Origin of the sequence: Microbacterium sp. NPDC064584 (assembly GCF_040687315.1) — a bacterium.
Classification (GTDB): Bacteria; Actinomycetota; Actinomycetes; order Actinomycetales; family Microbacteriaceae; genus Microbacterium; species Microbacterium lacus.
Genome location: NZ_JBFBMZ010000011.1, coordinates 15,873 through 36,779, shown reverse-complemented (window position 1 = coordinate 36,779; position 20,907 = coordinate 15,873). Strand labels below are relative to the sequence as shown.

The 20,907-nt window shown below is 69.1% G+C and carries 23 protein-coding genes; 15 read left to right on the top strand and 8 right to left on the bottom strand.

The window, feature by feature from the left end:
- Positions 1-1,185 carry an ABC transporter permease gene (locus AB0P18_RS14790; protein WP_363360663.1) on the top strand — a complete coding sequence of 395 codons (1,185 nt, stop codon included), beginning with the start codon at positions 1-3 and terminating at the stop codon, positions 1,183-1,185.
- A gap of 11 nt (positions 1,186-1,196) precedes the next feature.
- On the opposite strand, the gene AB0P18_RS14785 is transcribed toward AB0P18_RS14790, so the two are convergent.
- Positions 1,197-1,805, bottom strand: coding sequence for a PH domain-containing protein (locus tag AB0P18_RS14785; RefSeq protein WP_363360662.1), 609 nt, complete (start codon positions 1,803-1,805; stop codon positions 1,197-1,199).
- A 32-nt stretch (positions 1,806-1,837) separates the two neighbouring features.
- On the opposite strand from AB0P18_RS14785, the gene AB0P18_RS14780 reads away from it, so the two are divergent.
- Positions 1,838-3,643: an ABC transporter ATP-binding protein gene (locus AB0P18_RS14780; protein ID WP_363360661.1), complete on the top strand. Its 1,806-nt coding sequence runs from the start codon at positions 1,838-1,840 to the stop codon at positions 3,641-3,643.
- Positions 3,644-3,744: 101 nt separating this feature from the next.
- Positions 3,745-5,658: a translational GTPase TypA gene (gene typA / locus AB0P18_RS14775; protein WP_344054383.1), complete on the top strand. Its 1,914-nt coding sequence runs from the start codon at positions 3,745-3,747 to the stop codon at positions 5,656-5,658.
- Between the two features lie 12 nt (positions 5,659-5,670).
- On the opposite strand, the gene AB0P18_RS14770 is transcribed toward typA, so the two are convergent.
- Positions 5,671-6,219, bottom strand: a complete 549-nt coding sequence (locus AB0P18_RS14770) for an XRE family transcriptional regulator (RefSeq protein WP_363360660.1) — start codon at positions 6,217-6,219, stop codon at positions 5,671-5,673.
- Between the two features lie 134 nt (positions 6,220-6,353).
- Between AB0P18_RS14770 and AB0P18_RS14765 the strand changes: the two genes are divergently transcribed.
- The 6 genes from AB0P18_RS14765 (at position 6,354) to AB0P18_RS14740 (ending at position 10,758) form a co-directional block, all read left to right on the top strand.
- On the top strand, positions 6,354-7,058 hold the full coding sequence (locus tag AB0P18_RS14765) for an AzlC family ABC transporter permease (RefSeq protein ID WP_363360720.1): 705 nt from the start codon (positions 6,354-6,356) through the stop codon (positions 7,056-7,058).
- Positions 7,059-7,071: 13 nt separating this feature from the next.
- Positions 7,072-7,386 (top strand): AzlD domain-containing protein, encoded by a 315-nt coding sequence (locus tag AB0P18_RS14760; protein ID WP_363360659.1) that lies wholly within the window; start codon positions 7,072-7,074, stop codon positions 7,384-7,386.
- 28 nt (positions 7,387-7,414) lie between these two features.
- The gene (locus AB0P18_RS14755) at positions 7,415-7,807 is read left to right on the top strand and encodes a DUF6113 family protein (protein WP_344054377.1); all 393 of its coding nucleotides are present in this window, start codon (positions 7,415-7,417) and stop codon (positions 7,805-7,807) included.
- Positions 7,808-7,811: 4 nt separating this feature from the next.
- On the top strand, positions 7,812-8,132 hold the full coding sequence (gene fdxA, locus AB0P18_RS14750) for a ferredoxin (protein ID WP_344054375.1): 321 nt from the start codon (positions 7,812-7,814) through the stop codon (positions 8,130-8,132).
- Positions 8,133-8,138: 6 nt separating this feature from the next.
- The gene (dapC, locus tag AB0P18_RS14745; RefSeq protein ID WP_363360658.1) at positions 8,139-9,248 is read left to right on the top strand and encodes a succinyldiaminopimelate transaminase; all 1,110 of its coding nucleotides are present in this window, start codon (positions 8,139-8,141) and stop codon (positions 9,246-9,248) included.
- Between the two features lie 214 nt (positions 9,249-9,462).
- Positions 9,463-10,758, top strand: a complete 1,296-nt coding sequence (locus AB0P18_RS14740; protein ID WP_344054371.1) for a citrate synthase — start codon at positions 9,463-9,465, stop codon at positions 10,756-10,758.
- Positions 10,759-10,776: 18 nt separating this feature from the next.
- On the opposite strand, the gene ppk2 is transcribed toward AB0P18_RS14740, so the two are convergent.
- Positions 10,777-11,673 carry a polyphosphate kinase 2 gene (gene ppk2, locus AB0P18_RS14735; protein WP_363360657.1) on the bottom strand — a complete coding sequence of 299 codons (897 nt, stop codon included), beginning with the start codon at positions 11,671-11,673 and terminating at the stop codon, positions 10,777-10,779.
- Between the two features lie 51 nt (positions 11,674-11,724).
- A complete protein-coding gene (gene dapD / locus AB0P18_RS14730) occupies positions 11,725-12,681 on the bottom strand; it encodes a 2,3,4,5-tetrahydropyridine-2,6-dicarboxylate N-succinyltransferase (RefSeq protein ID WP_363360656.1) in 957 nt (318 codons plus the stop codon).
- 62 nt (positions 12,682-12,743) lie between these two features.
- On the opposite strand from dapD, the gene dapE reads away from it, so the two are divergent.
- The 3 genes from dapE to AB0P18_RS14715 all read left to right on the top strand — a co-directional run bounded on the left by dapE (position 12,744) and on the right by AB0P18_RS14715 (position 15,295).
- Positions 12,744-13,820, top strand: coding sequence for a succinyl-diaminopimelate desuccinylase (gene dapE / locus AB0P18_RS14725; protein ID WP_363360655.1), 1,077 nt, complete (start codon positions 12,744-12,746; stop codon positions 13,818-13,820).
- Positions 13,802-15,028 (top strand): hypothetical protein, encoded by a 1,227-nt coding sequence (locus tag AB0P18_RS14720; protein ID WP_363360654.1) that lies wholly within the window; start codon positions 13,802-13,804, stop codon positions 15,026-15,028. Before dapE ends, AB0P18_RS14720 begins: the two co-directional genes overlap by 19 nt.
- 93 nt (positions 15,029-15,121) lie before the next feature.
- The gene (locus AB0P18_RS14715; protein ID WP_067875042.1) at positions 15,122-15,295 is read left to right on the top strand and encodes a DUF3117 domain-containing protein; all 174 of its coding nucleotides are present in this window, start codon (positions 15,122-15,124) and stop codon (positions 15,293-15,295) included.
- A gap of 48 nt (positions 15,296-15,343) precedes the next feature.
- On the opposite strand, the gene AB0P18_RS14710 is transcribed toward AB0P18_RS14715, so the two are convergent.
- Positions 15,344-15,979 carry a class I SAM-dependent methyltransferase gene (locus AB0P18_RS14710; RefSeq protein WP_363360653.1) on the bottom strand — a complete coding sequence of 212 codons (636 nt, stop codon included), beginning with the start codon at positions 15,977-15,979 and terminating at the stop codon, positions 15,344-15,346.
- A gap of 72 nt (positions 15,980-16,051) precedes the next feature.
- On the opposite strand from AB0P18_RS14710, the gene AB0P18_RS14705 reads away from it, so the two are divergent.
- Entirely contained in the window at positions 16,052-16,441 is a 390-nt protein-coding gene (locus tag AB0P18_RS14705; RefSeq protein ID WP_363360652.1) for a Sec-independent protein translocase TatB, read from the top strand.
- Between the two features lie 6 nt (positions 16,442-16,447).
- Here AB0P18_RS14705 and AB0P18_RS14700 read toward each other — a convergent pair whose 3' ends face one another.
- The 3 genes from AB0P18_RS14700 to AB0P18_RS14690 are packed head-to-tail and all read right to left on the bottom strand — an operon-like array spanning position 16,448 to position 19,463.
- The gene (locus AB0P18_RS14700; protein WP_363360719.1) at positions 16,448-17,611 is read right to left on the bottom strand and encodes an Mrp/NBP35 family ATP-binding protein; all 1,164 of its coding nucleotides are present in this window, start codon (positions 17,609-17,611) and stop codon (positions 16,448-16,450) included.
- 2 nt (positions 17,612-17,613) lie between these two features.
- A complete protein-coding gene (locus AB0P18_RS14695; protein ID WP_344054353.1) occupies positions 17,614-18,153 on the bottom strand; it encodes a DUF1003 domain-containing protein in 540 nt (179 codons plus the stop codon).
- Complete coding sequence (locus AB0P18_RS14690; protein ID WP_344054351.1) at positions 18,153-19,463, bottom strand: CBS domain-containing protein; 1,311 nt, start codon at positions 19,461-19,463, stop codon at positions 18,153-18,155. Before AB0P18_RS14690 ends, AB0P18_RS14695 begins: the two co-directional genes overlap by 1 nt.
- Positions 19,464-19,535: 72 nt before the next feature.
- Between AB0P18_RS14690 and AB0P18_RS14685 the strand changes: the two genes are divergently transcribed.
- Complete coding sequence (locus AB0P18_RS14685; RefSeq protein WP_363360651.1) at positions 19,536-20,228, top strand: general stress protein; 693 nt, start codon at positions 19,536-19,538, stop codon at positions 20,226-20,228.
- Positions 20,225-20,902 (top strand): alpha/beta family hydrolase, encoded by a 678-nt coding sequence (locus tag AB0P18_RS14680; protein WP_363360650.1) that lies wholly within the window; start codon positions 20,225-20,227, stop codon positions 20,900-20,902. The genes AB0P18_RS14685 and AB0P18_RS14680 overlap by 4 nt, the downstream gene beginning before the upstream one ends.
- Positions 20,903-20,907 lie beyond the last annotated feature (5 nt).

Here is a 20,907-nt window from a genome sequence, read left to right as displayed (position 1 = left end):
ATGAACACCACAGTCACTCAAGAACCAGACGTCAACGACGCGGCCGCGGTCGCCGAGATCTCGATCGAGCAGAAGGAGACCGAAGGTCTCAGCCAGGGCCAGATCGTCCGGCGCCGGTTCTTCCGGCACCGCGGCGCGATGGTCGCGATGGTCGTGCTCATCTTCATCGTTGTCCTCGCCTTCACGTCTGTCGGAGTGGACCTCTGGGGATTCAAGATCCCCGGTTGGTGGACCTACTCCTGGACCCAGATCACGCCGAAGCTGAACAACGGCGTTCCAACGCTCAGCCTCTTCCCGCTGCAGTTCGGGGAGCACCCGTTCGGGCAGGACGAGGTCGGTCGCGACATCTTCGCGGTCGTGATGCGCGGCGCCCAGCAGTCCCTCATGGTGATGGTGATCGCCGGTGTCGTCGCCACCGTGATCGGCGTCGTCATCGGCGCGGTCGCCGGCTACTACGGCAAGGTGACCGACTCGGTCCTCATGCGCTTCACGGACATCGTCATCACGATCCCGCTCATCGTGATCGGTGCGGTGCTCGGGAAGACGTTCGGCAGCCTCGGCGCCGCCGTCCTCGGTATCGTGATCGGCGTGTTCGCATGGACCACGATGGCCCGACTCGTCCGCGGAGAGTTCCTCTCGCTTCGCGAGCGTGAATTCGTGGATGCCGCGCGGGTGTCCGGCGCGCGGGACCGGCGCATCATCTTCCGCCACATCCTCCCCAACGCGGTCGGCGTGATCGTCGTGAACGCGACGCTCCTGATGGCGGGCGCGATCCTGCTCGAGTCGGCGCTGAGCTACCTCGGCTTCGGCGTGCAGCCGCCGGACACCTCGCTGGGCAAGATCGTCTCGGACAACCAGGCGGCTTTCTCCACGCGGCCCTGGCTGTTCTGGTGGCCCGGTATCTTCATCATCGCGATCGCCCTGTGCGTCAACTTCATCGGCGACGGGCTGCGCGACGCGTTCGACCCGCGTCAGAAGAAGATGCCCAGCGAACGCGCGATGCGCCGTGCCGGTCGTGCGAGCGGTCCTGTCGCGCCGATCCTGGACACCACCGAGCCGACCGGTCCGCAGAGTGTGACGGTCCCGATGGAGGCGGTCTACACCGGCGACGTCGTGAACTACCACGATCCGCGTCCGGAGAAGCCGGGCGATGCCCAGGACGAGCCCCTCAATCCGGAGCGGTGACGGTGACGCTGCTAGACCAGCAGGCCGATCGCCGTCGCCGCAGCCAGCACCGCGATCGCCGTGATCGTGCCGTAGTGCCACGTCACGGTCTGCGCCTCGGGGTCTTCGCCGCGGGCGAAGGCTCCGGCCGCGGACAAGGATTCCCAGTGTCCGCGGATCGCCTGCGCGAGATTGCCGGACGGCGTGCTGAGCGCGTCGCTCGGGCGCAGGCTCTCGTGCTCTCCGCGGGCGCTCGTCCCGACTCCGTCGAAATCCTTCGCCGAGAGTCCGAACGCGCGGTGACGTCCGGGAGCGGGTGTGGCCCACACCGGCACCTTGCCGCGCGAGGTGTGGATCGTCAGCGAGTAGCGGGTGTCGATCGCTCGGATCGCCGGCCAGGGGATGAAGAACGTGCGGAACACGTTCACGACGGTGACGCCGTGCTCCTGCATCCGCAGACTCGGACGCCAGAACAGCGCCCACGCGACGACGGCGACCAGGATGATCGGCCAGACGTAGCGGATCGCGGATGCCGCATCCCCCCAGAACAGCGCTATCACACCGAACGCGCACACCACCACGGTGCTGACAGCGAGCGTGCGGCCGAACGCCGGCCGGTACGAAACCTCCTGGAACGCCATGACCTCAAGCTTTGCAGATGGGACACATCGGAATGACTGACACGACGGGCATCGAGGCCGAGATCGCGGCGTCGCACAAGGCCCTCCCCGAGAAGATCCTCGAGGTCGACAACCTGGGCGTCGAGTTCTGGGTCGAGGGCGAGTTCTACCCGGCTGCGGTCGACATGAACTATGTCGTGCGCCGCGGCGAGGTCCTCGCGATCGTGGGCGAATCCGGCTCCGGCAAGAGCACGAGCTCGATGGCGCTCTTGGGCCTTCTTCCCGAGAACGCCCGTGTGACCGGGTCGATCAAGCTGCTGGGGCGTGAGCTGCGCGGCGTCGACGACGCGACGCTGCGGTCGCTCCGCGGCAACGAGATCGCGCCGATCTTCCAGGAGCCGATGACGGCGCTGAACCCGGTCTACACGATCGGCTTCCAGATCATGGAGGCGCTGCGTTCGCACGATCGCGGCATGGCGCCGTCCGTGGCCAAGGAGAAGGCGATCGAGCTGCTGCGTCTGGTCGAGATGCCGACGCCGGAGAAGTCCTTCAACAAGTACCCCCACCAGCTCTCCGGTGGTCAGCGCCAGCGCGCGATGATCGCGCAGTCGATCTCGTGCGACCCGCTGCTGCTGATCGCCGACGAGCCGACGACCGCTTTGGATGTCACGGTGCAGGCCGAGATCCTCGACCTGCTGCGCAACCTCCACAAGCGCCTGGACTCGGCGATCATCCTGATCACGCACGACATGGGCGTGGTCGCGGACCTCGCCGATCGCATCATGGTGATGAAGAGCGGTGTCGTCGTCGAGTCGGGAACCGTCGAGCAGATCTTCCACGATCCGCAGCACCCGTACACGCAGCAGCTGCTGGCTTCCGTTCCGCACCTCGGTCTCGGAGTCCTTGAGGAGTCCGAGGTCGAACAGGCCGAAGTCGCGAGCGACACGTCAGCCGTCCCCGCGGTCGCCGCGATCCGCGAGCGCGCGACGGATGCCGCGGCCGAAGAGGTCGTCGAGACGCGCACTCCGGTCCTGTCGTTCGAGGATGTCGCGATCGACTATCCGAAGCGCGGGCGGGTGCCGGCGTTCCGGGCCGCCGAGCACATCGATCTGCAGATCTATCCCGGCGAGATCGTGGGTCTCGTGGGGGAGTCGGGATCGGGCAAGACCACTCTCGGTCGCGCCTCCATCGGGCTGCTGCCGATCGCGGAAGGCAAGCTCACCGCCGTCGGCACCGACATCTCGCACCCGTCGCGGAAGGATCTCTTCGCGATCCGTCGGCGCACCGGCATCGTGTTCCAGGACCCGGCGTCGTCGCTGAACCCGCGCATGCCGATCGGCCAGTCGATCGGCGAGCCGATCCTGCTGGCGGGAGAGGCGAAGGGCAAGGACCTCGACAAGCGGGTGGAGACGCTCCTCTCGCAGGTCGAACTGCCCCGTTCGTACCGCAACCGCTTCCCGCACGAGCTCTCCGGTGGTCAGCGACAGCGCGTCGGCATCGCCCGCGCCCTGGCGCTGGCCCCCGAGCTCCTGGTGGCCGACGAGCCCACGTCGGCGCTGGACGTCTCGGTTCAGGCCCGCTTCCTGGATCTGCTGCAGGAGCTGCAGCAGGAACTCCAGTTCGCATGCCTGTTCATCAGCCACGACCTGGCCGTCGTGGACATCCTCGCGCACCGCATCGCGGTGATGCACCTCGGCAAGCTCGTCGAGGTCGGCACGCGCGACGAGATCCTCCGCGGGGCCACCGATGCCTACACGCAGCGACTCATCGCCGCGGTGCCCGTGCCCAATCCCGAGGAGCAGCGCATCCGCCGCGAGGCTCGCGCGGAGCTGCTGGCGCGGACGGCTTCCGGCGCCTGAACGACGGCGGCCGCCGCGCCGCCGGAGGGACGCTCAGGAAGCGCCCGGTAGACTGGGGGATGCCCGGCTCCGGGCGCTTCCCCGTTCTGCAAGGATTTTCCATGGCGCGCGCCCTCCGTTCAGACCTCCGCAACGTCGCGATCGTCGCCCACGTCGACCACGGCAAGACGACGCTGGTCGACGCGATGCTCCGACAGACCGGCTCGTTCGGCGAGCACGCTCACGTCGAGGAGCGCGCGATGGACTCCAACGATCTCGAGCGCGAAAAGGGCATCACGATCCTCGCCAAGAACACGGCGATCACATACTCCGGCGTGCACGCGACCGACGGGCCCGTCACGATCAACGTGATCGACACTCCGGGCCACGCCGACTTCGGCGGCGAAGTCGAGCGCGGTCTGTCCATGGTCGACGGTGTCGTGCTGCTCGTCGACGCGAGCGAGGGCCCGCTGCCCCAGACGCGCTTCGTGCTGCGCAAGGCTCTCGAGGCCAAGCTTCCGGTGATCCTGCTGGTCAACAAGACCGACCGCCCGGATGCCCGCATCGCCGAGGTGGAGGAGGAGGCGCACGACCTGCTGCTGGGGCTCGCGTCCGATCTGCACGAGGACGTCCCCGACCTCGACGTGGATGCGCTGCTGGACGTGCCGGTCGTGTACGCGAGCGGCCGCGCGGGCGCGGCATCCCGGACCCGCCCCGAGAACGGCGCGCTCCCCGACAACGACGATCTCGAGCCGCTCTTCGAGGCGATCCTCGAGCACGTGCCCGCCCCGTCGTACGATGACGACGCGCCGCTGCAGGCGTGGGTCACGAACCTCGACTCGAGCCCCTTCCTCGGCCGCCTCGCTCTGCTGCGCGTGTTCAACGGCACGCTGAAGAAGGGCCAGACCGTCGCCTGGGTGCGCGCCGACGGAACCGTCAGCAACGCGCGGATCACGGAGCTTCTGAAGACGAGGGCGCTCGAGCGCTACCCCGCCGAGAGTGCCGGACCCGGTGACATCGTCGCGATCGCCGGCTTCGAGGACATCACGATCGGCGAGACGATCGCCGATCCCGAGGACGTCCGCCCGCTGCCGCAGATCCACGTCGACGACCCTGCGATCTCGATGACGATCGGCACGAACACGAGCCCGCTCGTGGGCAAGGTCAAGGGGCACAAGCTCACCGCGCGCATGGTGAAGGACCGTCTCGATCGTGAGCTCGTCGGAAACGTCTCGCTCAAGGTCGTCGACATCGGCCGGCCCGACGCGTGGGAGGTGCAGGGTCGTGGCGAGCTGGCTCTCGCGATCCTCGTGGAGAACATGCGCCGCGAGGGCTTCGAGCTGACCGTCGGCAAGCCGCAGGTGGTCACGAAGAAGGTCGACGGCAAGACGTACGAGCCGTTCGAGCACCTCACGATCGACGCCCCCGAGGAGTACCTCGGCGCGATCACGCAGCTGCTGGCTGCGCGCAAGGGCCGGATGGACAACATGACCAACCACGGCACCGGCTGGGTGCGCATGGAGTTCATCGTGCCGTCCCGTGGACTGATCGGCTTCCGCACCGAGTTCCTGACGACCACGCGCGGCACCGGCATCGCGAACGCGATCTCGCACGGCTACGAGCCGTGGGCAGGCCACATCGTGACGCGTCAGAACGGGTCGATCGTGGCGGACCGGTCCGGCGTCGTGACGCCGTTCGCGATCATCGCCCTGCAGGAGCGCATGTCGTTCTTCGTCCAGCCCACCCAGGAGGTGTACGAGGGCATGGTGATCGGTGAGAACTCGCGCGCCGATGACATGGATGTGAACATCACCAAGGAGAAGAAGCTCACCAACATGCGCTCGTCGACGTCGGACTCGTTCGAGTCGATGACGCCGCCGCGCCAGCTTTCGCTCGAGGAGAGCCTGGAGTTCGCGCGCGACGACGAATGCGTCGAGGTCACTCCGGAGATCGTGCGCATCCGCAAGGTGAACCTCGATGCGACCGAGCGCGCCCGCGCGACCTCGCGCCTGAAGCGCCAGGACGCCGGCGCCTGACCCTCTTCGGGCTCAGTCGGAGTCCGAGAGGAGCACGGCGCTCGTGTGCGGCTCGAGCGCCTCGAACACGTGCGGAGCGTCGCCCGGGTAGCGCAGATAGTCGCCCGGCATCAGTTCGAACGGCTCGCCGGTGGGACCCGCGACAGCGCGCCCGCTCACCACGACCAGGTGCTCCACTGTTCCGCGTGGGTGCGGTGCCGAATGGCGGGGTTCGCCGGGTTCGGCGCGCACGATGTACAGGTCGCGTCGCACTCGCGGACTGCCCGCACTGAGCAGCAGGGCCTCGTAGGGGGAGTCGGCCGAGCGGATGCCGGTGCTCTCACCCGCCCGCACCAGGCGTGGCCGAGGCGCGGTGTCTTCGACGAAGACCGAGAACGGCACCTCGAGCGCGGTCGCGATCGCCCAGAGCGTCTCGACGGACGGATTGGCCCCTCCCGCCTCCAACTGCGACACCGTGGCCTTCGACACTCCCGCTCGACGGGCGAGCTCCGCTGCGCTCACGTGCAATCGCTCGCGCTCACGCCGCATCGCGCGGGCGATCCGCTCTCCCAGTTCATCCATCAGTTCATTCTGCTGCACTTTCGTTCGGTTTGACGAACGGAAGTGTCACGACGCAAGATGGGGCCGTGCCATCGTCTCCTGCGCCCGCCGATGACGAGCGTTCCTCTCCGGACGAGGCGTCGGCCCGTGCCGCGATCCGGCAGGGGCTCGGTGTCGCCCTCGCGACCAGCGCGTACGGCGTCTCGTTCGGAGCGCTGGCGGTCGCTGCGGGTCTGGACATCTGGCAGACCGCTGTGCTGAGTCTCGTGATGTTCACGGGAGGATCGCAGTTCGCCTTCGTCGGTGTGATCGCGGCGGGCGGACTGCCGGCGGCACCGGCGGCGATCGCCTCGGCATCCCTCCTCGGAGTCCGCAACATCGCGTACGGCATGCGGATGTCGCCCGTCATCGGGACCGGGTTCTGGCGCCGCCTGGGCGCCGCCCAGTTCACGATCGACGAGTCGACCGCGGTCTCGCTCGCGCAGACCGACGCCCGCGCGCGCACGCTCGGGTTCTGGGTGACGGGCGTCGCGATCTACATCGGCTGGAACATCTCGACCCTCGCCGGCGCGCTCCTGGGCGACGTCCTCGGAGATCCGAAGGCGTACGGATTGGATGCCGCGGCGGCGGCGGCGTTCCTCGCTCTGCTCTGGCCACGTCTGAGGCGTCGGCAGCCCATCGCGGTCGGGGTCGCCGCCGCCGTCGTCGCGACGATCCTGACCCCCGCGCTCATGCCCGGCGTTCCGGTCCTGATCGCCGCCGTGGTCGCGGTCATCGTCGGCTGGTTCGACTGGCTGGGCGGTGGGCGTCCGCCGGCGGATGAGCCCGGAGACGTTCCGGAGAGGATCGGACTGCCGTGACGGAGGCGATGTCATGACCCTGTGGACGGCGATCCTTATCGCCTCGATCGTGTGCGTCGTGTGGAAGACGCTCGGCTACCTCATCCCGCAGCGATGGCTGGATGCACCGCGTCCGATGCGGATCGCCGATCTGCTGACGGTCGCCCTCCTCGCCGCTCTCGTGGCCGTCCAGACTCTCGGCGCCGGCCAGGCCGTCGTGATCGATGCGCGGGTCCCGGCGGTGCTCGTGGCCGCAGGGCTCCTGCTCCTGCGTGCGCCCTTCCTCGTCGTCGTCGCGGCGGCGGCTCTCGCGGCGGCGCTGCTGCGCCTGTGGGGATGGGCCTCGTGACGTTTCGCCGTCGCATAGGCTGTCCGGCGTGCAGTCTTCGCTTTCGCGGATCGCGACCTGGCTCGTCGCCTTCCTGGTGGGGGCGGTGTACGGTCTGGCCGGCACGATCGCCCACTCGTTCCGTCTCGGCTGGTTTCCGCTCGGCCTCGTCCTCGCCGTCATCGGCAGCGCCGCGCTCCTCGCGGCCGTCCGTCTGCTGACCGGCGATCGCTGGAGCGCACTGGCGGCGGGACTCGGGATGATCGCCGCGACGATCGCGTTCTCCGGCCGGGGCCCGGGTGGGTCGGTCATCGTCGCGCAGACCGATCTCGCCGTCGTCTGGACCGTCGCGGTGCCGATCCTCGTCGTGATCGCCGTCGCCTGGCCGAGCAGACTGCGGCCGGTCGCGGGGGATACCGGCTCCGGGAGCGACCTAGACTAGACCCGTGACGTATGTGATCGCTCTCCCGTGCGTAGATGTGAAGGACCGCGCCTGCATCGACGAGTGCCCCGTCGACTGCATCTATGAAGGCGATCGGATGCTCTACATCCATCCGGACGAGTGCGTGGACTGCGGCGCGTGCGAGCCCGTGTGTCCCGTCGAGGCCATCTACTACGAAGACGACCTCCCGGACGAGTGGCAGGACTACTACAAGGCCAACGTCGAGTGGTTCCAGGACGTCGGATCGCCCGGTGGCGCCGCGAAGGTCGGCGTGATCCATAAGGACCACCCCGTGATCGACGCGCTCCCGCCGCAGGCGCCGTAGCAGCCCATGGGCGTCGCCGACCTCGCCGACTACCCCTGGGACGCCGTCGCGCCGTACGCGGAGCGCGCCCGCGCCCATGTCGACGGGATCGTCGATCTCTCCATCGGCTCGCCGGTGGATCCCACACCCGCCGTGATCGCGCGGGCGCTGTCGGATGCCACCGATGCGCACGCCTATCCGCAGACGCTCGGTACCCCGGCGCTCCGCGAGGCGATCGTGGCGTGGTACGCCCGCCGCCGCGGGGTGAGTGCGTTGACGCCGGCGAACGTCCTGCCGACGATCGGCTCGAAGGAGCTCGTCGCGCTGCTTCCTCTGCTCCTGGGCATCGGACCCGGCGACACGGTCGTGCACCCGCGTGCCGCCTACCCGACATACGAGGTCGGCGCACGCCTGGTGGGGGCGACGCCATTCGCGTCCGACGACCCGTCGGAGTGGCCCGACGGCACTCGACTGGTCTGGCTGAACTCGCCCGGCAACCCCGACGGGCGGGTGCTGGATGCCGCCCTCCTCCGCACTGCCGTGGGTCGGGCACGCGAGCTCGGTGCGGTCCTGGCCGGCGACGAATGCTATGCCGAACTCGGCTGGGACGGACGGTGGGCCGACGAGGCGATCCCGTCGGTTCTGGATTCCCGGGTCACCGGGGGCGACGTACGCGGGGTCCTGTCGGTGTACTCGCTCAGCAAGCAGTCCAATCTGGCCGGCTACCGCGCCGCGTTCCTCGCGGGCGACACCGAGATCGTCGCCCGTCTGCTCACCGCCCGCAAGCATCTCGGGCTCATGCTGCCCGCGCCCGTGCAGACCGCGATGATCGCGGCGCTCACCGATGACGAGCACGTCGCTTCCCAGAAGGAGCGGTACCGGCGGCGCCGCGACGTGCTCCGGCCCGCGCTGCAGGAGGCCGGCTTCCGCATCGACCACAGCGAGGCGGGGCTGTACCTCTGGGCGACCGAGTCACGCGACGCGTGGGAGAGCGTCGGCCGTCTGGCCGACCTCGGCATCCTCTCCGGTCCCGGTCACTTCTACGGCCCGCATTTCCCCGAGCATGTCCGGCTCTCCCTCACAGCGACGGACGAGCGCATCGCCGCTGCCGCAGAGCGACTCCGATCGGCGGGATGAACACCGCGGGTATCAACGGCGTGCATGAGAGGATTCCTCTACCGGATGCCGGATGCCTTTGGTCGTGTCCGCAGTATGCCGAACACGCCAGTAGGCTGTAGAGGCGCGGTGGCGCGGCATCCCACGCCATCACGCCGGCTCTCGGAAACGCCTCTCCATGCGATCCGCAGGGCGTCGAGACCCCCGGAACGACCAGGAATCGCGAGGAGGCGCCGTGAGCGAATCGGGCACCCAGCAGGACAAGGCCACCCTCACGATCGGTGACCGCACCGCCGAGTTCCCGCTGCTGCGCGGCACGGACGGGGTGCCGAGCGTCGACATCTCGACGTTCACCCGGCAGACCGGCCACACAACGCTGGACTACGGATTCGTCAACACGTCGGCGACGAAGTCGGCGATCACGTTCATCGACGGTGACCAGGGGATCCTGCGCTACCGCGGATACCCCATCGAGCAGCTCGCGAAGAACAGCAGCTATCTCGAGGTGGCCTGGCTCCTCATCTACGGCGAGCTGCCTACGGCGGACGAACTGGCCGCGTTCGACGACCGCATCCGCCACCACACCCTCCTGCACGAGGACCTGAAGCGCTTCTTCACCGCGCTGCCGCACACGGCCCACCCGATGTCGGTGCTGTCCTCGGCCGTCTCCGCACTCTCGACGTACTACGAAGACCAGTCCGACCCGCACAACCCCGAGCACATCGAGCTCAACACGATCCGGATGCTGGCGAAGCTGCCGGTGATCGCGGCGTACGCGCACAAGAAGAGCATCGGGCAGGCATTCCTGTACCCGGACAACTCGCTGAGCTTCGTCGACAACTTCCTGAAGCTCAACTTCGGCGTGCTGAGCGAGATCTACGACGTCGATCCTGTGATGAGTCGTGCCCTGGAGCGGCTGCTGATCCTGCACGAGGACCACGAGCAGAACGCGTCGACCTCCACGGTGCGCCTGGTCGGGTCGACCGGCGCCAACCAGTTCTCCTCGATCTCGGCAGGCATCAACGCCCTGTACGGGCCCCTGCACGGCGGCGCGAACGAGGCCGTGCTCGAGATGCTGGCCCGCATCCGCGACTCGGGGGAGAGCGTGCAGCGCTTCGTCGAGCGCGTGAAGAACAAGGAGGACGGGGTCAAGCTCATGGGGTTCGGCCACCGGGTCTACAAGAACTACGACCCGCGCGCGAAGCTCGTGAAGGAATCGGCGGACGAAGTGCTCAGCGCTCTCGGCGTCAGCGACCCGCTCCTGGATCTCGCGAAGGAGCTCGAGCAGCTCGCCCTGGAGGACGACTACTTCAAGGAGCGGCGCCTGTACCCGAACGTCGACTTCTACACCGGCGTCATCTACAAGGCGATGGGCTTCCCGACGCGCATGTTCACCGTCCTCTTCGCGATCGGCCGGCTGCCCGGTTGGCTCGCTCACTGGCGCGAGATGCAGTCCGACCCGCAGACCAAGATCGGGCGCCCGCAGCAGCTCTACGTCGGCGCCGCACAGCGCGACTACCCGGGCGCATAGGGCGGGGGCGGCGGGGTCTCAGATCCCCGCCTTCTCCTCTTCCTTCTCGGCGATGTCCGCGGCGTCCGCCTCGCGATCCTTCTTGCTCTTCTTGGAGGCGACGCGCTCGTCCTTGTGGCGCTTCTCCAGCTCTTTCGCGTAGTCCGGGACGGTCGAGGTCATGTCACGGGGCGGTCGTTCGTACCCGCCGGATGCCGGACGTTCGGGCACGATGACCTCTTCGCGCTCGACGACCTCGTACGGGATCTGGGAGAGCAGGTGCGCGATCGTGTTGATGCGACCGCGGCGCTTGTCCTCGTTGTCGACCTCCCACCACTTCGCCTCGGGGATGTCGGTGTGCACGAACATCGTGTCCTTCGCGCGGGAGTAGTCCTCCCACTTCGTGATGGACAGGACATCGTTCGGACTCAGCTTCCAGCGACGCATCGGGTCGTCCGCGCGGTCGCGGAAGCGCCGCTCCTGCTCCTTGTCGGACACGCTGAACCAGTACTTGATGAGGATGATGCCGTCCTCGACCAGCATCCGCTCGAAGATCGGCGTCTGATGCAGGAAGCGGTGGTACTCCACACTCGTGCAATAGCCCATCACGTGCTCGACGCCGGCGCGGTTGTACCAGGACCGGTCCATGAGCACGATCTCGCCCGCAGCCGGGAGGTGGGGGACGTAGCGCTGGAAGTACCACCGTGTCTTGTCGCGCTCGCTCGGTGTGTTCAGGGCGACGATGCGGGTGACGCGCGGGTTCAGGTATTCCGACACGCGCTTGATCGTGGATCCCTTGCCGGCGGCATCGCGGCCCTCGAAGATCACGACGATGCGTGCGCCCGTCGCCTGGACCCACGCCTGCATGTCCACGAGCTTGGCCTGCAGAACCATGAGCTCGGATTCGTACAGCTTCTTCGCCATTCGCGCGGCCATGGGACTCCCTTGCCTGTCTCACGCCGCCCCACCGGCGGTGCTGGCTCGACTTTACGCGTGCAGGGCGTCGTTCAGGGTGACTCCCACGCCGACCCTCCGGACGGCCTCGATCGCGCCGGTGAGCGAATTGCGCCGATACAGGATGCCGTCGCGCCCGGAGAGCTCCGCGCCCTTCACGCTGCGACGCGCGCCGTCGTGGCCGGCCGGCTCGTCGGCCAGGACGATCTTCGAACCGGCCGTCACGTACAGCCCCGCCTCGACGACGCAGTCGTCACCGAGCGAGATGCCCACGCCCGCGTTCGCCCCGAGGAGGGTGCGCGCGCCGATGGCGACACGGTGGGCCCCGCCGCCGGACAAGGTGCCCATGATCGACGCGCCGCCGCCGATGTCGCTGCCGTCGCCGACGACGACGCCCTGCGAGATGCGGCCCTCGACCATCGACGCGCCGAGCGTGCCCGCGTTGAAGTTCACGAACCCCTCGTGCATCACGGTGGTGCCGGGGGACAGGTACGCGCCCAGGCGGACGCGCGACGCATCGGCGATCCGGACACCGGGGGGGCTCACATAGTCCAGGAGTCGCGGGAACTTGTCGAGCCCCTGGATCTGGATGCCGTCGCGCAGGAGGAACGGCCGCAGACGTGCGGCGTCGTCGGGATGCATCGGTCCGGCGTTCGTCCACGCGACATTCGGGAGGTGCCCGAAGATGCCCTCGAGGTTCACGGCGTTGGGCGCCACGAGACGGTGCGACAACGCGTGGAGCCGCAGGTACGCGTCCGACGTCGAGGACGGTGCGGCGTCAAGATCGATCTCGATCGTGATCGTGTCGACCGTGACCGCGCGGCGCGGGTCGGGCACCGCATGGCGGTCGAGGTCGTCGGGGGGCATCGCGGGATCCAGACCCAACGGGATGCGCCCGATCTCGGGAGAGGGGAACCAGGTGTCCAGTACCGTCCCGTTCTCGGCGGTCGTCACCAGCCCGGTGCCCCACACCCAACGCTCGTCGCTCATGTCACCACGGTACCGGCACCCGGACCCGGGGCCCGTCCCGGCCCCGACGCTAGGATCGAAGGATGCCGACGCTGGATCTGACCGCGAGCTCGATCGACATCACCCGGGCGATCTGCGACGTGCCGAGCGTGTCCGGCGACGAGACGACCCTGGCCGATCTCATCGATGCGGCCGTGCGTCCGCTCGATCACCTGGAGGTCTTCCGGGACGGTGACACGATCGTTGCCCGCACGATGCGGGGGCGACCGCAGCGCGTCGTGATCGCCGGTCACATCGACACGGTGCCGATCAACGACAACCTGCCCACCCGAGAAGAGCACGTCGACGGCGAGGCGGTCCTGTGGGGGCGCGGCACGGTCGACATGAAGGCAGGGGTGGCGGTGCAGCTCAAGCTCGCCGCAGAGTTCACCGACCCCCGGATCGACATCACCTGGATGTGGTACGACCACGAAGAGGTCGACGCCGACCTCAACGGACTCACGCGCCTCGCCCGGACTCGGCCGGATCTGTTCGCCGGCGACTTCGCGATCCTGGGCGAGCCGACAGGCGGCGCGGTCGAGGGCGGCTGCAACGGCAACATGCGCGTGATCGTGCGCACGCACGGCGTGCGTTCGCACAGTGCGCGTGCATGGATCGGCGAGAACGCGATCCACCGCGCGGCGCCGGTGCTCAGTCGCCTCGCCGAGTACCGTCCGCGAGAGGTTCCGGTCGACGGACTCGTGTACCGGGAGGGGCTCAACGCCGTCCGCATCGGCGGGGGTGTCGCGGGCAACGTGATCCCCGACCTGTGCGAGATCGAGGTGAACTACCGCTTCGCGCCGAGCAGGTCGACGGAGGATGCCGAACGCCATGTGCGGGACGTGTTCGCGGGCTTCGAGGTCGACGTGATCGACGTCGCCGCCGGTGCGCGGCCCGGGCTGGATGCCTCCCTCGCGCAGGAGTTCGTGGCCGCGGTCGGCGCCGAGGCCCGACCGAAGTACGGCTGGACGGACGTCGCCCGATTCTCGGCGATGGGTGTACCCGCGGTCAACTACGGACCCGGCGACCCCCACTTGGCGCATCACGACCAGGAGCGCGTGCCGCTCGCTCAGATCGTCGACGTCGAGCGCGGACTGCGGGCGTGGTTGAGCGCGCCCTGACATCCGCGGCGGGTGCCGGCCGATGGGCTTCGGTCCCGGCGGCGCTGCGGATCGGCATCCTGTATCTGGGTGCGCGCGTCGTGACGACGGCGCTCCTCCTGCTGGCGGGTCAGCTGTCCGGCCCGGCGTCCCGGTTCGGCCAGGGCGCTGATCTGGGGCGGTTCGCACTCGGGTGGGATGCCCAGTGGTACTGGTATCTCGCGGAGAACGGCTATCCCTCCGAACTGCCGCTCACCGAGTCCGGCCAGGTCGCGGAGAACCAGTGGGCTTTCATGCCGGTCTACGCATACCTCGGGAAAGCGCTGGGTCTGCCGCTTGGATCCTGGGGTGCCGGAGCGGTCGTCATCTCCCTCGTCGCCGGTTACCTGGGCTGCCTCGTGCTCTACCGGATCGTCCGCATGCGGGCCGAGGAGGATGCGGCGATGTGGGCCGTCGTGTTCTTCGCGTGCGCACCGCTCGCGGCGATGTTCCAGGTCGGCTACGCCGAGGCGCTGTTCCTGCTGTGGCTCCTCCTCGCACTGTGGTCGGTGATGCGGCGCCGGTATGCGTGGCTGTATGCGCTCGTGCCCCTCATGGCCTTCACCCGCCCGGGGGTGCTGGCATTCGCGCTGTTCCTCGCCCTGTTCGGAATCTGGCGGTGGTTCTCCCGGCGCTCGGAGCCCCTGCGCGTCCGCGAGGTCGTCCACATCGTCGCGCTGGGGCTCCTTGCGGCCGTGACGGGGTTCTCCTGGCAGGTCATCGCCGGCGCGGTCACCGGGGATCCCGGCGCGTACCTGGCCACCGAACTCGCCTGGCGGCGCAACTGGTTGGGCGATGCCTCCGCCGGGTTCGTGCCCTTCGAAGGATTCGTGCAGGGCGCCGGCTTCTGGTTCGCCTCGTGGGGTCTCGGAGCCATCACCGGCTACATCGCCCTCGCGGCATCGATCGTCGCGGTCGCCGCGCTGCTGCTCTTCGAGCCGCATGTGCGTCGGATGGGTCCGGAGATCCGGCTGTGGTCGGCCTCCTATCTGCTGTACTTGTTGGCGGTGTTCTTCCCGCAGTCGAGCATCTTCCGGCTCCTGCTGCCTCTGTCGCCCCTGTGGGGTGCTGTGGCGGTGCCCCGATCGGCCTGGTGGCGGGTGTCGATCCTGGGGCTGTGCCTGCTCGGACAGTGGTGGTGGATCTACAACATGTACGGACTCGGCAACACGTACTGGCAGATTCCCTGACGGCGATGCGACGCCGGCGAACACGCGCGCGTTAGCCCGTGTCCGACCGGCGGGATAAACTTGACATGCAGACTACGACGAAAGGGAGCCACGATGGCAGCCATGAAGCCGAGAACCGGAGACGGGCCGATGGAGGCCGTGAAGGAAGGTCGCCTCATCATCGTGCGCGTTCCGCTCGAGGGTGGGGGGCGCCTGGTCGTCTCCGTGAACGACGCTGAGGCCAAGGAGCTCTACGACGTGCTGGGCGGAGTCGTGAACCCCGCCTGAGCATCTCTCACGCCTGACGGCCGGTCTTCGGACCGGCCGTTCGTGTTCTCATTCCGAGGGGCGCGTCGTGAGCTGAAGGAGTCCTTCACCCACGATGGAGAGCGCGCCGATCACGGCGGGCGAGGACTGCGTCTCGTGGATGAGCGACCGGTACGCGGCGGTGACGCGGTCGCGTCGCACCGGATCCGCCACTGCACCGTTGCCCAGGACCCGCGGCACGAGCACCGTTCCGCCGGCGCGCACGAGGCGGAGACCATGCTCGACGTACTCGATGACACCCTCGGGATCGGCATCCACCAGCACGATGTCGTACGACGCCTCGTTCATGCGCGGCAGGACATCCGCGGCGCGGCCCGTGATGAAGCGCGCGCGGGCTGCGGGGATGCGGGCTTCGGCGAAAGACTGCCGGGCGGCACCCAAGTGCTCGGGTTCGCTGTCGATCGTCGTGAGCGTCGCACGCGGCGAGCCGTACAGGAGCCACAGCCCCGACACCCCGGCACCCGTGCCGATCTCGACGATGTTCAGGGCACGCGACGCGGCGGCGATCACCGCGCACTGCGCGCCGACCGGCGCGCTGATCGGCGATGCCCCCAGTTCGAGTGCGTGTGCTCGGGCGCGGACGATGTGGTCGGGTTCGACCGTCGCCTCCGCGGCGAAGCGGTGGTTCGCGTCGTGCTCGGCCATAGGTGCTCCTTCCCCCTCAGCGTACGGGCCGGTGCGGCGTCGACCGCTCAGGCGCGGCGGTAATCTGAGTGCATGTTCTTCGGGCTCACGATCGAGAAGCTTCTGCTGATCGGATTGGTCGCGGGGCTCCTGATCGGACCCGAGCGGCTGCCGCGCTATGTGGAGAGCCTGACGAAGTTCGCCAAGAAGGCGAAGGAGTACGTCACGACCGCGAAGACGCGGATGAAAGACGAGATGGGCGCGGACTTCGACGACGTCGATTGGCGCACGCTCGACCCGCGTCAGTACGATCCGCGCCGGATCATCCGCGAAGCGCTGCTGGATGACGCGCCGGTCCCGACGGTGCGCGCCGCCGGTGCGGCTGCGGCCGTCACCACGGCGGCGGCGTTCACGAAGCCGCAGAGCGCGATCATGCCCTTCACCGCCGAGAACCCGCCGCCGTTCGACGACGAAGCGACCTGATCCGGCTCACCCCGCGCTGAAGGGGAGCGAGCGACGCGCAAGCCCTCGGGGCTGCGCGGCGAGAATCGCAGCCAGGGCATCGATCTGCTGCGCCGAGGGGTCGTCGGGGTGTGCGATCACCACCGGGCGGCCGTCGTCGGCATCCGCGCGGAGCGCGGGACTCAACGGGACGGACGCCAGGAGCGGCACGTCGTGCGCCGCATCCGACAGCGTCTCGGCGACCCTCAGGCCCCCGCCGGAGCCGAAGAGGTCCATCACCGTGCCGTCAGGGAGCGTGAGCGCGGCCATGTTCTCGACGACACCGATCACGCGCTGCCCGGTCTGGCGTGCGACGAGACCGCTGCGCACCGCGACGTCCGCGGCGGCGCTCTGCGGCGTGGTGACGACGATCACGTCGGCGTGGGGGAGAAGCTGCCCCACCGAGATCGCGATGTCACCCGTGCCGGGCGGCATGTCCAGCAGCAGTACGTCCAGGTCGCCGAAGAAGACATCGGTGAGGAACTGCGTGACCGTGCGGTGGAGCATGGGGCCGCGCCACGCCACGGCACCGACGGGCGCGTCGCCCGCGCGGGACTGCAGGAACATGCCGATCGAGATGACCTTCACGTCGTACGCGATCGGCGGCAGCATGAGGTCGTCGAGCCGGGTCGGCTGCGGCACCGCGCCCTCGGCATCCACGAGCCCGAGAAGTCCGGGGATCGAGAAGCCGTGCACGTCGGCATCGACCAGACCCACCGAGAGTCCTCGCGCAGCGAGTGCGACGGCGAGGTTCGCGGTGAGGGTGGACTTGCCCACCCCGCCCTTTCCGCTCGTGACCGCGATCACGCGCGTGAGCGAGTCGGGGCCGAACGGCATCTGCCGCGCGGGACGCCCCTTGCGGAGTCGCTCGGTCAGGTCGCGTCGTTCAGCCGGTGACATGACCCCGATCTCGAGTTCGACGTCGTCGACGCCCGAGACGGACGCCGCCGCAGCACGCACGTCCGAGGCGATGCGCTCGGCGGCGGGGCAGCCGACGATCGTGAGCGCGATCCCGACCCGGGCGCGACCCCGGTCGACCGCGATGTCGCGGAGCATGCCGAGCTCGGCGAGCGGGCGGCGCAGTTCGGGATCGCTCACGGCGCCGACGGCGCGTCGGACGGCGTCCTCGAGGGCGGACGCGTGCGGTTCGATGGTCACCGCTCTGTCGTGTCCGCGTGCACGCGTGGGGTCGCCGCGCGATCGTCCAGCTGCTCCAGGAGCGCTTTGATCTCGTTCCGCAGCACCTCTTTGGTCACGATGTCCTCCGACACGTCGGCGACCACCATGCGCAGCGCCACGATCTCGCGAGCGAGGTACTCGGTGTCGGCGAGGTTGCGCTCGGCCCGCTGGCGGTCCTGCTCGATCTGGACGCGGTCGCGGTCGTCCTGCCGGTTCTGGGCCAGCAGGATGAGCGGCGCAGCGTACGAGGCCTGCAGCGAGAGGATCAGGGTCAACAGGGTGAAGTTCGTCGAGCGCGGATCGAATTGCAGCGGCACCGGGGCGAACGTGTTCCAAGCGAGCCAGACGGCCACGAAGACCGTCATGCCGATCAGGAAGCCGGACGTGCCCATTCCGCGGGCGAACGCCTCGGAGAACCGGCCGAAGCGGTCCCGTGAGGGCTGCGGGTTGCGACTGAGCATCCCGGTGCGGCCGCGGGGCGCGTCGAGCGAGGGCAGACGTGAGCTGCGGGCCATCATCGCCTCCTCGGCACTGCGGCCGTCGTCACCGGCACGGCCGGCACACGCGGGTCATCCCCGTCGGACTGTTCGTCACCGCCGTACGATCTCCAGTCGTCCGGCAGCAGGTAGTCCAGGACGTCGTCCACGCTCACCGCACCCACCAGGCGACGGGCCTTGTCGACCACCGGGAGCGAGACGAGGTTGTAGCTGGCCAGCATCCGGGCCACTTCGGCCGCGGTGGCGGTGGCCGGCACCGGGTCGAGGGTGTCGTCGATGATCGCCCCGAGCCGCTCGTGCGGCGGGTACCGCAGCATCCGCTGGAAGTGCACCGTCCCGAGCAGACGCCCGGTGGGCGTCTCGTAGGGCGGGAGGGTGATGAACACGGATGCCGCCAGGGCAGGATGCAGCTCGTGACGGCGGATCAGCGCGAGGGCTTCGGCGACCGTCGCATCGGCGGACAGCACGATCGGCTCGCTCGTCATGAGACCGCCGGCGGTGTCGGGTCCGTACTGCAGCAGCGCGCGGACGTCCTCGGCCTCTTCAGGCTCCATGAGCTCGAGGAGCTGTTCGGAGCGGGCATCCGGGAGCTGGCCGAGGAGATCGGCCGCGTCGTCCGGTTCCATCGCGTCGAGGATGTCGGCGGCGCGCTCGTCGCCGAGCTGTTCGAGGATGTGCACCTGCTCCTCTTCGGGCATCTCCTCCAGAGCGTCGGCGAGGCGCTCGTCGGACAGCTCCTCGGCGACCTCGATCATGCGCTCGTCGGACAGGTCGAGGAGGCTGTTCGCGAGGTCGGCGGGACGCAGGTCGGAGAACGTGGCGACCAGCTGCTCGGCGGACTGGGACTCGCCGGGCAATTGCTGCTCGTGCACCTCCGACCAGTTCGCGAACGTGGTCGGGCCCTTCGCGAACGGCGATGCGCTCGTGCGGGGACGCCGGAGGAAAAGCTGTCCGACGTCCCACTCGCCGAGACGGTTGCGCTCGATCGCGACGTCCTCGATGACTGCGGTGCCGGATCCGTCGGCGAGGAACACGCGTCGCCCGACGAGTTCCGTGAGCACGCGCACCTCACCGCCGCGCTGCTGGAAGCGGCGCACGTTGATCAGCCCGGTCGTGATCACCTGCCCGGTGGCGATCGAGGTGACCCGGCCGATCGAGACGAACACGTGCCGGCGGCCCGGGATCTCGACGACGAGTCCCACCACGCGCGGCGGATCCTCCTTGCGATAGATCACGACGACGTCGCGGACTTTGCCGAGGCGATCGCCGGCGGGGTCGAAGACGGAGCACCCCGACAGGCGTGCGACGAAGACCCTCTGCGTGCTCACACGATCCAGCGTAGCCCGGTGCGCTCGGCACGCAGAGAGGGTCCGCTGAGGTTCGGGTGGGAGGATGGGGCCATGAGCATGAACGGTGGGCGGTTTCCGCAGAGCGTCGGCGATCTCGGGCAGACCGTGGCGAGCTTCCCGACGTACGAGGCCGCGCAGAAGGCCGTCTCGCGTCTGATCGCCGGAGAGGTTCCGGCGCGGGACATCGCGATCGTCGGTCAGGGGCTGCGCTCGGTCGAGAAGGTGACGGGCAAGCTCGGCTACGCCACCGCCGCGCGGGCCGGCGCCACGAACGGTGTGCTGCTCGGACTCCTGTTCAGCGCGATCCTCGTGATCGGCTCGCCGTCGGTGCCGATCCAGGCGTTCGTGGGCGTGATCTTCGTCGGAATCGCCCTGGGCATGCTGCTCAGCATCGTCACGTACTCGTTCGTGAGGCGCCGTCGCGACTTCGCGTCGGTGATGCAGGTCGTCGCCGACCACTACGAGCTCATGATCGCGGCCTCGAGCGTCCAGCGCGCGCGGCAGGTCCTGGGCGGATCCGCGGACGACGCTCCGCCCGCCGCGGCGCCCGCGGCGCCGGTTCCGGAGGCCGATGCCGAGCCGCCCCGCTACGGTGAGCGCATCCGGCCGGCCGCCTCCGGCCCGCAGCCGCCGGTCGAGGCGCCGGCCGAGCCGCAGGAGCGGCCCGAGCCGACCGTGCCCGCCGACCGGCCCGAGCCGGACGCCGAGCCGCCGGCCGGCGGCCGTCCGGACGCACAGTCTTGACCGGGCCCGACCCGGCTCGCCTGCGCGTCGAGCTGCCGTCGGGTCCGGTGGACGTGTCCGTCGACCACGAACCCGTCGAAGACCCCTGGGCGGCGCTCGTGATCGCGCACGGCGCCGGGGCGGGCTTCCGGCATCCGTTCCTCATCGGCTTCTCCAGAGGCATGCGCGCCGAGGGCGTGTCGACCGTGCGGTTCAATTTCGCGCACGTCGAAGCGGGCAGGCGCATGCCGGGTCCGGCCTCGCACGCGGTCCTCGCGTGGAGCGCCGTGATGGCGTACGCGCAGGCCCATGCGCCGGGTGTGCCGGTGTGGGCGGCGGGGAAGTCCTACGGTGGCCGGATGGCATCGATGGCGGCCGCCGAGGGTGCGATCGCGCCCCGCGGCCTGGTGTACCTGGGCTATCCGCTGCACCCGCCCGGTGACCCGACGAAGTCGCGGGCCGCGCACCTGCCTGCAGTGGTGATGCCACAGTTGTTCGTGGAGGGCACGAAGGATCCGTTCGTGGATCCGCACGCCCAACTCGAGGAGGCTGTCGCGTCGTGTCGGGACGCGCAGATCGCGTGGGTCGACGGCGGCGGACACTCGTTCGAGGTGAAGGGGCGCAAACGCCCCGCGGATGAAGTGGGTGCTGCTCTCGCACCGCTCGTGGCGGGATTCCTGCGCGAGCGCAGCTGAGCTGC

Coding starts and splice junctions, on each gene's coding strand:
- AB0P18_RS14785 (WP_363360662.1), bottom strand. CDS start 1,805: ATGGCGTTCCAGGAGGTTTCGTACCGGCCGGCGTTCGGCCGCACGCTC.
- AB0P18_RS14710 (WP_363360653.1), bottom strand. CDS start 15,979: ATGGCCGAGCACGACGCGAACCACCGCTTCGCCGCGGAGGCGACGGTC.
- dapE (WP_363360655.1), top strand. CDS start 12,744: ATGCCGACGCTGGATCTGACCGCGAGCTCGATCGACATCACCCGGGCG.
- AB0P18_RS14780 (WP_363360661.1), top strand. CDS start 1,838: ATGACTGACACGACGGGCATCGAGGCCGAGATCGCGGCGTCGCACAAG.
- dapC (WP_363360658.1), top strand. CDS start 8,139: ATGGGCGTCGCCGACCTCGCCGACTACCCCTGGGACGCCGTCGCGCCG.
- AB0P18_RS14715 (WP_067875042.1), top strand. CDS start 15,122: ATGGCAGCCATGAAGCCGAGAACCGGAGACGGGCCGATGGAGGCCGTG.
- dapD (WP_363360656.1), bottom strand. CDS start 12,681: ATGAGCGACGAGCGTTGGGTGTGGGGCACCGGGCTGGTGACGACCGCC.
- typA (WP_344054383.1), top strand. CDS start 3,745: ATGGCGCGCGCCCTCCGTTCAGACCTCCGCAACGTCGCGATCGTCGCC.
- AB0P18_RS14685 (WP_363360651.1), top strand. CDS start 19,536: ATGAGCATGAACGGTGGGCGGTTTCCGCAGAGCGTCGGCGATCTCGGG.
- AB0P18_RS14770 (WP_363360660.1), bottom strand. CDS start 6,219: ATGGATGAACTGGGAGAGCGGATCGCCCGCGCGATGCGGCGTGAGCGC.
- AB0P18_RS14705 (WP_363360652.1), top strand. CDS start 16,052: ATGTTCTTCGGGCTCACGATCGAGAAGCTTCTGCTGATCGGATTGGTC.
- AB0P18_RS14695 (WP_344054353.1), bottom strand. CDS start 18,153: ATGGCCCGCAGCTCACGTCTGCCCTCGCTCGACGCGCCCCGCGGCCGC.
- ppk2 (WP_363360657.1), bottom strand. CDS start 11,673: ATGGCCGCGCGAATGGCGAAGAAGCTGTACGAATCCGAGCTCATGGTT.
- AB0P18_RS14790 (WP_363360663.1), top strand. CDS start 1: ATGAACACCACAGTCACTCAAGAACCAGACGTCAACGACGCGGCCGCG.
- AB0P18_RS14760 (WP_363360659.1), top strand. CDS start 7,072: ATGACCCTGTGGACGGCGATCCTTATCGCCTCGATCGTGTGCGTCGTG.